Source organism: Magnetococcales bacterium, assembly GCA_015231925.1.
GTDB lineage: Bacteria > Pseudomonadota > Magnetococcia > Magnetococcales > JADGAQ01 > JADGAQ01.
Genome location: JADGAQ010000167.1, coordinates 1 through 9,638, shown reverse-complemented (window position 1 = coordinate 9,638; position 9,638 = coordinate 1). Strand labels below are relative to the sequence as shown.

Below are 9,638 nucleotides of genomic sequence, written 5' to 3'. Positions count from 1 at the left end.
GGAACCCGAAACCCGCGAAAGCTTCCTCTTCGGCGACAACGGCTTCGCCGCCAAATTGGGACGGGAGATGCGCGATTGGAGGCCCCTTGCAGCCTCCGGGACCGGCTTGGGGCGTGACTATGCCATGAGCTATGCTGAGGGTGGTTCCGGATCTGGCATAGGGGGTAATAACAGGGAGATCGTACTTGCAGGGAATATGGCTAAAACAAAGCCGCTTACCATTCCAGTGCAGTCTGCTCCAAATCAAGAACTTCACAAAGGTCTAAGAGAAAATCGGTTCAAAAAAGATAGCGCTCAATTTGAGCCGATGATGGACGCATTGAAGGACATAGAACCCAGTGAGCAAGCCGGAGAAGAGATCAGGAATGACAACAGAAGAAAACTTGAACCCGCTACGACACCGAAAGGTGAGAATGAATCTGATTCCAAATAGAAGACGCAGGCAACGTTAAAATGAGCCGCAAGGCACGGGATATTGTAATAAAAATATCCCGTGCCCGAAATATCCCATGCTAACGCATGGCTAACTGACTGAGACACAATGGCCCAGAGCGTCGTTTGGGTCAAGTCGTACAGTAAGTTCAGAGCGAGCCATGCCAGCACACTGGAGTGCAAAATGTTGAAATTATTATTGGTTGTTTTCTCCTTTTTATTTATCGGAGCGTCAGACCACACTCTGGATGAAGCTTTGCGCTTGTTTCGATCCCAAGAGGATTTAGTGCAACAAAAAGGTCTCAGCCTTCTTGAGGATTTGGCTAATGCAGGTGTGACGGAGGCTGAATATGTGTACGGGCTTATTCTTACAAAGGGAATCCGGGTTAGGACTGATCCTGCAAAGGGAATAAAGTATTTTCAAAGTGCCGCGGAAAAGGGACATGCGGATGCAATGTATTATCTAGGAACGGCCTACCGAAAAGGTGATGTTCTACCAAAGGATGACCAACTCTACCTTAAATGGATTCGACAGTCCGCTATAGCGGGCAGTTCTGCAAGTCAGGGCTTGCTGGGGAGTATTCTTCTGTCCGGAGAATTAGTGCCCAGAAACTCCCAGGAGGCTTTGTATTGGTATCGAAAATCGGCCATGCAAGGAAACGAGCAATCCCGATTCGATCTAGCCTACTATCTCAGCTCGGGAGATTTTGGGGAGAGAGACCCCTCCTTTGCTGTCCAGGAAATGGAGGCATTGGCCCAGGGCAAAGGATCCAACAGCGAATGGGCCAAACTCACCTTGGCTACCTGGTATGCGGAAGGGACAAACGGGCTTCCGGAGGATCCTCAGCACGCCATTGAGTTGCTATTACCTCTGACAGAGAAGAACAATCTCGCAGTAAGTTTACTTGCAATAATTTATGCTCGACCGCCGTTGATTTGGGATGCAGCAAATCAAGAGAAGGCTAGATATTGGTTATCACGCCTTGGCGATGATCTAGGACGTTCAGGGCTTCTGGCCATGGGGTTGTTGAGCTTGGTTTCCGGTCGGGAGGATCCTGCGGAAGAACTGCGGCAGGCTCGCCATTGGTGGGGGCGCATTACAGACCGACAGGATGTGATGGCGATAAAGGTTTCCTTCGCCAACTCCTGTTACAAGGGAGAGGTTCCCTGCCGAGAATCTTCCGCACAGGCAATGCTGTTGGATGCCGCTATGGAAAATTTCCCCGAGGCGCAGCAGTTGCTGGGAGATTTGGCCATGCTTGGGCGAAGGGGAGCCGTTTCCGGACTGCAAATGGTCCATTGGTATCGTCAGGCGGCGCCCCATCTTATCGAAGCCCAGCGCATGGGTGGACCGCTGAGTCGGGGCCTGATGGACGAGGCTTTCGCCTTGTTGCCAGCCGAACCGTGGAATCAACAAAGCAAAGCCGAAGAATCCTTCCTTCCTGCCCTATCCGATCGGGAGGAGTTATTGAAAATGGCAGATGGCGGGGACGGATTGGCCATGGTGCAGTTGGCCATTCTGGACCTGAGTCCGCAGGGCGAGGTGACGGAAGCTGCCAAGGGGTGGTTGAAGCGTGCGGCGGATGCGGGGCAGGTTGCCGGACAGATTCTGCTGGCCATGGAGCTGGAACCAACCGATGCTCCGGCGGCGTTGGGCTGGTGGCGACGTGCGGCGGAAGCGGGCTCTTCATTTGGTCGGTATCGGCTGGCCAACCATCTACTGAACCATCAGTCCGGAAATGCCGAGGCGGTAAACGAAGCCCGCTCCTTGCTGACCGCCCTAGCCGACTCCGGATCCGAACCGGCCAAAAAGCGGCTGGAAAAGATGCCCTGAAAATCCGGATGCGGCTCCTTCCGGAAAAGGGGCAGGTTATTCCATTTCTGTTTCATTCGTTCATTAATACGGGGGTCCGGGGGCGATTATCGCCCCCGGCGGAGGTTTGGAGGCAGAGCCTCCAAGGTTCTGTTATTGATTTTCTCTTGTTCTTTTATTCCCCTGGAAGGCTCTCCTTCCAGGGGAATAAAAGAACAAAAATAAGTCAAGGACAACACATTGGGGACTCCGTCCCCAAACCCCTGCTGGGGACCATGATGGTCCCCAGACCCCTGCAATAATGCAAAAATGAAACAGAAACGGAATTATACCGCGCCTTCTTCAGGAGGCGTTGATATTCGATTCTTATCGGCGGTCCGGGGGATAATCCCCCGGCCCCCCGTATGAACAGGAATACAACGACTCGCGGAGCTGGTGCGGCATATCCATCCCCTTCCCCCGTTTTCAACTTTGACCGATTGTTCCTGACGTGGAACCGGCGAGTTTGGATTCCCACGAGCCTCCGCGGAACATCGGCCCAGGGTTCCACAGCGCCGGACCGTTACCGTCGGCGCAACATCCCCCAGCCCAGCATTCCGTATAGCAGACAGGCCCCCAACAACAGCGCATGCAGAAGCAGCGAACAATTCAGCGCCCAACCGGCTTCCCAACCCAAGGCGACAAAAGCCAGGACAAAAACGCCCTCCACCGTGCCGATGCCGGCAAAACCCTGTACCGGCACCTGCCCGAGCAGAGAACTGACCACCGTACCCAGCAGCACCAGCGTAAGAGGCCGTTCGGCGCCCAAGGTGACGATAACCCAGGCCATGGTCATCGAACCCGTCAGCCATACCAGCAGCGATGCCAACAAGGCCGCCAGCAGCCGTTTGCCTTGAACCCTGGTCAATCCCTCGCCAAAAACCATCAAACGCCCGATCAGCCACTCCCGACGAGGCAGCCATCTTCCTGCGGGACGAGCCACGAAATTCACCAGACGGGCCACCAGCCAGCGATGTCCCCACATCAGCAGCAACAGGGCAATCACCAGCAGCAGCGCCCCACTCCATACGGCCTGCCAAAGCGGCTGGCTGTCGGGAGGCAGCCTGTCCGTCTGCCACCATCCCAGCAAAAAGAAGTAAAAGACCATGCTCAACAGGTCGAGTACCCGCGCCGCCACCAGCACGGCAAGGGCATGGGCCATGGAATAGCCTTCCTGTTTCAACAAAATGGGCAGGGCGGCCTCGCCGGTGCGGAAGGGCAACAGAGAGGCGTAAAAGTGGTGCAGCAGAGAGACGCCGAACAGACGCCCGAAGGGGATGACCCCGCCCAGAAGCAGGCGCAACCTCACGGTGCGCAGCATCATGGACAGAAGCAGTCCAAGGTAAAACAGGGGCAGAAGCCGCCAATCGAGGCGGCTGGCGACGGCCAGAGCTTGAGAGAGGTCGAACCCGGTCCAGGCAAGGAGCAGGGAGACGGCCAGCACGCTGATCAACAGGGGCGGCAGGATATTCTTCACAGTCGCCAAGCTTGATACCCTTCCCTAATCGCAATGGCTCAAACAATCCGGAACTCCGGGGGGCATGATCCCCACCGGCGGGGACAGATTTTTGCTCCTTTGACTTTCAATATGTTATCTTTTAAGTATCAAAAAAAATGAAATGTTCTGTTCTTTGACTTTTCAGTTATTATTCAATTATAATACTATACCGAATAGACTTTAAAGTCGCAATAACAAAACAGAAACGCCTAGCAATTTTATCTTGTTTATATAAGATTATAAAACGGATATATCGATATTCTTTACAGTCTTGATAATTTGCAACTGAAACGTCAACTGATAGAACATTTTCTTTTTTTGATACTTAGAAGATTACATATTGAAGGTAAGATGACTTATAATATACTACCCCTTGGCGGCAGAAACTTTGTAATTCCCTCAAAGAACTTACTGTTCGCCGACACAAAAAAAGCGCGCCGGTTCGATGGAACTTTACCGGCGCGCTCTCTTCGTCATCGTCCAACTCGACGGATCAGACCGTCAAGCCGTCGCTCAATTCATACCAGCCATCACCGAACGTCGCAACTTTTTGCGCAGTCGGCGAACCGCTTCCGCCTTCTTGCGGCGTCTGCGCTCGGAGGGTTTTTCGAAGAATTTCCGCTTCTTCATCTCGCGGAACATTCCTTCCCGGTTCATCTTCTTTTTGAGAACCCGGATTGCCTGATCCACATTGTTGTCGTAGACGTCAACCCTCACGAAGCCTATCTCCCACTCAATAAGGTTGCGATCACCTGCTACTGCCACGAAAGCGGGGAATTATAAGCTCGCTTTGCGGCACAGCGCAAGGCCCTTTAACGACGGATGGCCTAAATTTGACAGAAAAATTCCGCCCAAGGTTCCCGGCCGGCCATCATCTCAGCCGGGTCCGCCCTTGACGGGCGTTTTGAACGCCACGAACACCGGATCGCCGGAGCGCATGACCAGAATCAGAATGGTCTCCCCCGGAGCCACCTTGCCTGCCGCCTGACGGAACTCCCGTGCTGCCGTTACCTTGGTGGCGTTGACCTCCAGCAGGATGTCCCCCTCCTCGATACCGGCGGCACTGGCCGGTGAACCCGGCTCGACGCCACTGACCACCACACCTTTGAGGGTGGCGGGAACCCCCAACTCTTCGCGAATGGGGCCCGTGAGGTTCTGCACCACCAGACCCCAGATCTTTTCCACTCCGTCCGTCGGCGCGGAAGTGGCCGCGACGACAACCCCTTCGGCGGTTTCATCCAACTCGCCGATAACCACCGTCACGGTCTTGGGCTTGCCCTCCCGAATCAGCTCGACTTCCACCCGTTTGCCTTTGGGTGTGTTGGCCACGATACCGGGCAGATCGTTCATGCGTTTGACCGGCTTGCCGTCGAAACTCAAAATGACATCCCGAGGCACGATGGCGGCCCCCGCGGCGGGACTCCCCCCTTCGACACTGGCCACCAGCGCCCCGTGGGTATCGGAAAGGTGCAGATAGGAGGCGATTTCGGGCGTCAACGCCTGAATGCGCACCCCCAGCCAACCCCGCACCACCCGACCGGAACTCTTCAACTGGGTGACGATGGTGTTGGCCATGTTCATGGGAATGGCGAAGCCGATACCCATGGAACCGCCGGTTTTGGAGAAGATGGCGGTGTTGATGCCGACCACCTCCCCCTTGAGGTTGAACAGCGGCCCCCCGGAGTTACCGGGATTGATGGCCGCATCGGTCTGGATGAAGTTATCGTAAGGGCCGCTGCCAATGATGCGCCCCTTGGCGGAGACGATACCCGCCGTCACCGTGGCGTCCAGCCCGAAGGGATTGCCGATGGCCAGAACCCAGGACCCCACCTCCAGGGAGTCCGAATCCCCCAGAGTGGCCACGGGCAGGGCCTCCTGGGTTTTGATGCGGATCAGGGCCAGATCGGTTTTGACGTCGCGCCCCACCACCGTGGCCTGAAACTCCCGGTCGTCGGCAAGCCGCACGGTAATCTGACTGGCTTCGTCGATGACGTGGTTATTGGTGAGGATGTCCCCGTCGGCGCTGATGATCACCCCGGAACCGAGGCTGCGGGAGCGCTGTTCCTGATCGGGCAAGGGTTCCAGAAAACGCTTGAAGAAATCCTGCAGGGGAGCTTCCTTGAACAACTCGGGCGGATAGGGGGCATTGCCGGCGGGCCGCTGAGGCGGCGCCTGGGTGGTGCTGATGTTGACCACGACGGGTTTGAGCTGTTTGACCAGGGGAACCAGATCGGGGATGCCCGCCACCATGGTGGCATCGGCCCGACCAACCCCGAAGGCAAGCACGACCAGCACCGCCAGCAGGCGGATCACTCCCCGGAACAACCGCATCCTTGACTCCCTCCGGCACCGGCAGACCCCGTCACCTCGGCGGGAGTGGCCACCACACGGGTGATGACCGGCAGACGGGCGTCTCCGGCGGCGTATTTTTTATTGTAGCGGGAGAGGCCGAGGAAGACCAGGGCCAGTCCCCCCAATCCTGCCAAACCACCCAGCCCTTCCGCCAGGCCGACGGTGTATCCGGCGTCCAGCAGAGCGTTTCGCACCAGAGCGCCGCACAGAAACAGGGCGACCACCGGGACGACGTAAGCCAGGAAGGAGGCCCGCAACAACAGGCTCTCCGCCATTTCCAACTCTACCACATCCCCAACCTGCGCCGCCACGGGATTGCGCACGGTCACCTCAACGGCCTGGCTGCCCAGTCCGGCGGACATCCCGCACCCTCCCCCCGTATTGCCGTGGCAACCGCCGCAGGCGGTGTGGCGCTGACTGCTCACCACGGCCAACTCCCCCATCCGGCCCACCACGCGCACCTGCTCTCGCAACACGATTCACCTCTTCCTCCGGCTGACCCGGAGTTGCGCCGCTTTGCCGGCACTCTCCGCGAGAGCGGCCATTCAGCGACCCTGCACCACAACCGCCTCTCCCAGCACCGTTTTGCTATCGGGCTGGCTGCTCAACCAACCTCCGATAAGGGCTGCGGCCAGCGCCGCCGGAAGCCCGAATCGCACCAGCCTCTGGTGCAATACCGACTCCTGGGCAGCTCCGTAGCTGATCTGTTCGTTGCTGATGGCCACCATCACCGAGTGGGTCAACGCCTCGCCGTTGGGCAGGGCGAAGTGGCCCGACACCGCGTCCCGAACCGCCGCCAAACGGCTCAGGGTTCGACAACATGCATCACAGCGGGTCAGGTGGTTGACCACACGCCCCATGATGATCTTTTCCAACTCTCCATCCAGAAATGCCGATACCAGTTCAGGATTGCAGCTCATCTCTTCCCCCGTAATTGCCAGCCTCTCCGCTCCCATCGGCAGGAAATGTCCGACCTTCCCGCTCGCCCCCCCCTTTTCTTTTCGCCGTATGCCCCCGTCAGTCAGGACAATCCCTCCAGCACGCCGTCGTTGAAATAGCGTTTCAGTTGATCCATGATCTCCTGCCGCCCGCGAAAAATGCGGGAACGCACCGTACCCACCGGGCAATCCATCAACTCGGCGATGCGTTCGTAGGAAAGACCCTCCACATCCCGCAGGCGAATGGCCTGCTGCATGGCCGGCGTCAGTCCGTTGATCGCCTTGTCCAGAGCCCGCATCATCTCCGCCCGGAGAAGTTGCTTCTCCGGGTTGTCGAAAACCTGCAACAACGGCGACAAATCCTCCTCGTTCTCCAGATCGAGTTCCGCCATGGGAATGTCCCGATCGTTGGAGGTCAGGTAGTTTTTGGCCGTATTGATGGCAATCCGGTAGAGCCAGGTATAAAACGCCGAATCGCCACGGAAACTCCCCAAGGCGCGGTAGGCCTTGAGAAAGGCCTCCTGGGTCAGGTCCTGCACCTTCCACGGGTCGTTGACGCTGCGGGCGATCACGGCGGCGATGCGGCTTTGATACTTGCGAACCAGCACCTCGAAAGCCTTTTTGTCGCCCGCCTTGACCTGTTCCACCAGCAGGATATCGGCTTCAGACACACGCCATCCCCCACCGGAAACCGGTCTTCCGCCGCCTTGTATGCTTGTCAAGTCGCGCCTTTGCAGAAATAGACCGGCTCAAGGCAAAAAAGTTCATTCCCCTTCCCCCGTTCCCGCCCTACCCTGTTGGAGTCGGTTGGAGTCCGCTCCAGCGAGGGTCCGGCCTCACTTTTCATAACAGGACACGAAACATTATGGTCAATTCCGATGCAACCTACAACTCCCGACTGCAATGCGATTTCCTGATTATCGGCAGCGGGGTGGCGGGACTGGACCTGGCGTTGAGGCTGGCGCGCCACGGGCAGGTCATTCTGCTGACCAAAAAACGGACGGAAGATTCGAACAGCTTTCACGCTCAGGGAGGCATCGCGGCGGTCATGGATCCCCAGGATCGCCCGGAAGCCCATGTGCGGGATACCCTGGAGGCGGGCGCGGGTCTGTGCGCCGCCGAAGTGGTGCGCCTGGTCGTGGAGCAGGGCGCCCCCGCCATCAAACGCCTGATCGATCTGGGGGTGGACTTCACCCGCAACGAGGCGGGTTTTCATCTGACCCGTGAGGGCGGCCATTCGGCCCGCCGGGTGATCCACACCGCCGACGCCACCGGCGCTGCGGTCACCGGAACCCTGCTGGCCAGGGCCAAGGCGACGGACAACATCCTCATCCTGCAGGACCATATCGCCATCGATCTGATCACCGCCCACAAGCTGGGTCAGTTCCTGCCCAGCCGGCAAAACCGCTGTTACGGCTGTTACGCCCTGAACACCCACTACAACGAAGTGGTCACGGTGGAAGCCCCCTTCACCATCCTGGCCACGGGGGGCATGGGCAAGGTCTATCTCTATACCTCCAATCCCGACACCGCCACCGGAGACGGCATCGCCATGGCCTATCGCGCCGGATGCCGCGTGGCCAACATGGAGTTCGTGCAGTTTCACCCCACCTGTCTCTTCCACCCCTCGGCCAAGTCGTTTCTCATCTCCGAGGCGGTTCGGGGCGAAGGCGGCGTGCTGCTGTTGAAAAACGGCTCCACCTTCATGGAGAAACACCATCCCAAACGGGAGCTGGCCCCGCGCGATATCGTGGCCCGTGCCATCGACTACGAAATGAAGAGCAGCGGCGACGACTGCGTCTTTCTGGACATCCATTTCAAGGGGGAGGAGTTCCTGCGCGGCCACTTCCCCACCATCCTGCAGAAGTGTCGCGAATTCGGCATCGACATCACCCGCGAACCGATTCCGGTGGTGCCCGCCGCCCATTACGCCTGCGGCGGCGTGGTGGTGGACACCCGTGGACGCACCGATCTGGGCGGACTCTATGCCATCGGCGAAACCAGCCATTCCGGGCTGCACGGGGCCAACCGGCTGGCTTCCAACAGCCTGCTGGAGTGTCTGGTTTACGCCCGACAGGCGGAAGAGGATATCCTGGCCCTGCGGCAGGAGGCGCAAAACCTGGCCATGCCGCCCATTCCCCTGTGGGATGATCTCGACACCGGCCATTGCAAGGAGGGGGTGGTCATCGCCCACAACTGGGACGAAATCCGCCGCGTGATGTGGAACTACGTGGGCATCGTGCGCTCCAACAAGCGCCTGACCCGAGCCTATCACCGCATCGAGCTGCTCAAGCAGGAGGTCAACGAGTGCTACTGGAACTTCTGCCTGACCCCCGACCTGATCGAGCTGCGCAACCTGGCCCTGGTGGCCTCCCTGGTGGTGCGCTGCGCCATCCACCGCAAGGAGAGCCGCGGCCTGCACTACAACACCGACCACCCCCATCGCGACGACGCCCACTGGTGCCACGACACCATCCTGCCCCTGCCGGGCGGGCTGGCGTTTTGAACCTCAGCCCTAGGGCGTGTTGACATTTGCCAGATTTTGGTTCCTGGCAAGGCGCAAGAC

The 9,638-nt window shown here is 58.4% G+C and carries 9 protein-coding genes; 3 read left to right on the top strand and 6 right to left on the bottom strand.

The window, feature by feature from the left end:
- Positions 1-433 (top strand): hypothetical protein (locus tag HQL56_15470; protein ID MBF0310919.1); only part of this gene is annotated, 433 nt, incomplete at its 5' end.
- A 183-nt stretch (positions 434-616) separates the two neighbouring features.
- Positions 617-2,266 carry a sel1 repeat family protein gene (locus HQL56_15465; GenBank protein ID MBF0310918.1) on the top strand — a complete coding sequence of 550 codons (1,650 nt, stop codon included), beginning with the start codon at positions 617-619 and terminating at the stop codon, positions 2,264-2,266.
- Positions 2,267-2,807: 541 nt separating this feature from the next.
- On the opposite strand, the gene HQL56_15460 is transcribed toward HQL56_15465, so the two are convergent.
- The 6 genes from HQL56_15460 to rpoE form a co-directional block, all read right to left on the bottom strand.
- Positions 2,808-3,770, bottom strand: a complete 963-nt coding sequence (locus HQL56_15460; GenBank protein ID MBF0310917.1) for a flippase-like domain-containing protein — start codon at positions 3,768-3,770, stop codon at positions 2,808-2,810.
- Between the two features lie 525 nt (positions 3,771-4,295).
- On the bottom strand, positions 4,296-4,499 hold the full coding sequence (locus HQL56_15455; protein ID MBF0310916.1) for a 30S ribosomal protein S21: 204 nt from the start codon (positions 4,497-4,499) through the stop codon (positions 4,296-4,298).
- Positions 4,500-4,658: 159 nt separating this feature from the next.
- Positions 4,659-6,113, bottom strand: coding sequence for a DegQ family serine endoprotease (locus tag HQL56_15450; GenBank protein MBF0310915.1), 1,455 nt, complete (start codon positions 6,111-6,113; stop codon positions 4,659-4,661).
- Positions 6,092-6,610, bottom strand: a complete 519-nt coding sequence (locus tag HQL56_15445; GenBank protein MBF0310914.1) for a SoxR reducing system RseC family protein — start codon at positions 6,608-6,610, stop codon at positions 6,092-6,094. Before HQL56_15445 ends, HQL56_15450 begins: the two co-directional genes overlap by 22 nt.
- 69 nt (positions 6,611-6,679) lie before the next feature.
- Positions 6,680-7,054, bottom strand: a complete 375-nt coding sequence (locus HQL56_15440; GenBank protein MBF0310913.1) for a hypothetical protein — start codon at positions 7,052-7,054, stop codon at positions 6,680-6,682.
- Between the two features lie 101 nt (positions 7,055-7,155).
- Positions 7,156-7,743, bottom strand: a complete 588-nt coding sequence (rpoE, locus tag HQL56_15435; protein MBF0310912.1) for an RNA polymerase sigma factor RpoE — start codon at positions 7,741-7,743, stop codon at positions 7,156-7,158.
- A 194-nt stretch (positions 7,744-7,937) separates the two neighbouring features.
- Between rpoE and nadB the strand changes: the two genes are divergently transcribed.
- On the top strand, positions 7,938-9,578 hold the full coding sequence (gene nadB / locus HQL56_15430) for an L-aspartate oxidase (GenBank protein ID MBF0310911.1): 1,641 nt from the start codon (positions 7,938-7,940) through the stop codon (positions 9,576-9,578).
- The last annotated feature ends 60 nt before the right edge of the window (positions 9,579-9,638 follow it).